This is a genomic window from Streptomyces sp. MK37H, from assembly GCF_018035285.1.
In the GTDB taxonomy this organism is placed as follows: Bacteria; Actinomycetota; Actinomycetes; order Streptomycetales; family Streptomycetaceae; genus Streptomyces; species Streptomyces endocoffeicus.
Genome location: NZ_JAAAYH010000848.1, coordinates 1 through 1,400, shown reverse-complemented (window position 1 = coordinate 1,400; position 1,400 = coordinate 1). Strand labels below are relative to the sequence as shown.

The 1,400-nt window shown below is 72.4% G+C and carries 1 protein-coding gene; it reads right to left on the bottom strand.

Features of this window, described 5'->3' with window-relative positions:
* Positions 1 to 51: 51 nt before the first annotated feature.
* The gene (locus GWI24_RS44365) at positions 52 to 1,215 is read right to left on the bottom strand and encodes an acyl-CoA dehydrogenase family protein (RefSeq protein WP_210951661.1); all 1,164 of its coding nucleotides are present in this window, start codon (positions 1,213 to 1,215) and stop codon (positions 52 to 54) included.
* Positions 1,216 to 1,400 lie beyond the last annotated feature (185 nt).

The window sequence follows — 1,400 nt, the reverse complement described above, 5'->3', positions numbered from 1 at the left end:
CCCGTCCGCAGCGCCCGCTGGTCGTCCGTGAGCTGGAAGTCCACGCCCCGCTCACCGTCCCTTCGGCAGGCCGAGGATCCGCTCGGCCACGATGTTCCGCTGGATCTGCGAGGTCCCCGCCGCGATGGTGTACGAGAGCGAGGAGAGCCGGTCGGCGACCCACTCCTGACCGGCGTCCAGGGCGTCGGGCCCCAGCACCTCGGCGGCCGCGTCGTACAGCTCCTGCCGCACCTGCGAGAAGCGCAGTTTGAAGACCGAGCCGCCGACGCCCGGCACCCCTCCGGTGCGCTGCGCCTCGCTCACGTTCCACTGGGTGAGCCGCCACAGCACCGTGCACTCCGCCGCGAGCCGCCCCAACCGGCGCCGCAGCACCGCGTCGTCCCAGCGCCCGTTGGCCTGCGCCGCCCTGGCCAGCGCCTCCAGCACCCGCCTGCAGGCGACCACCTCGCCCACGAAGGCCGTACCGCGCTCGAAGGAGAGGGTCACCATGGTCACCCGCCAGCCGTCGTTCTCCTCCCCGACCCGGTGGCCGACCGGCACCCGCACCTCGTCCAGGAACACCTCGGCGAACTCCGCCGTCCCAGCGAGGGTCCGCAGCGGCCGCACCGTCACCCCGGGCGCGTCCATCGGCATCGCGAGCCAGGTGATGCCCCGGTGCTTCGGCGTGTCGGCGTTTACCGGCGCGGTGCGCACCAATAGTTCGCACCAGTCGGCGATCTCGGCGTGTGAGGTCCAGATCTTGCTTCCGCTGATGACATACGCATCGCCGTCCCGTACCGCCCGGGTGCGCAGCGACGCCAGGTCGGAGCCGGCGTCCGGTTCGGAGAACCCCTGGCACCAGACCTCGTCCCCACGCAGGATCGGCGGCAGCCAGCGCGCCCGCTGTTCGGGAGTGCCCTCGGCGGCGATGGTGGGGCCCGCGTGCAGCAGTCCGACGAACCCCGCGCCCACATAGGGCGCACCGGCGCGCTCGGTCTCCTCCAGGAAGATCAGATGCTGGGTGGGCGTCGCGCCCCGGCCGCCCGCGTCCTCGGGCCAGTGCAGCCCGGCGTAGCCCGCGTCGTGGAGCATGCGCTGCCAGCCGCAGTCATAGGCGCGGCGGCCGGGCCAGTCGGCCGGGTGCGGGCGGTCCGGCAGCTTGGGCAGGGCCTCGGCGAGCCAGGCGCGCAGCCGGTGCCGGAAGTCCTCCTCGTCCTCCGTGTAGGTGAGATCCATCAGCGGCCGACCTCCGTTTCTGATGGGTCGTCAGACAAGGTGGGCTTCCGCAGGCTAGTCCGCACCCCCTGGACCGACAAGGCACGCGCCCTTACGCTTCCAGCACTATCTGATGGGTCGTCAGCTACCGTCCCACGGGAGGCCGGGATGACCGACATCGCGCATGAGCTCGGCGGCTCGGCGAC

Coding starts and splice junctions, on each gene's coding strand:
- GWI24_RS44365 (WP_210951661.1), bottom strand. CDS start 1,215: ATGGATCTCACCTACACGGAGGACGAGGAGGACTTCCGGCACCGGCTG.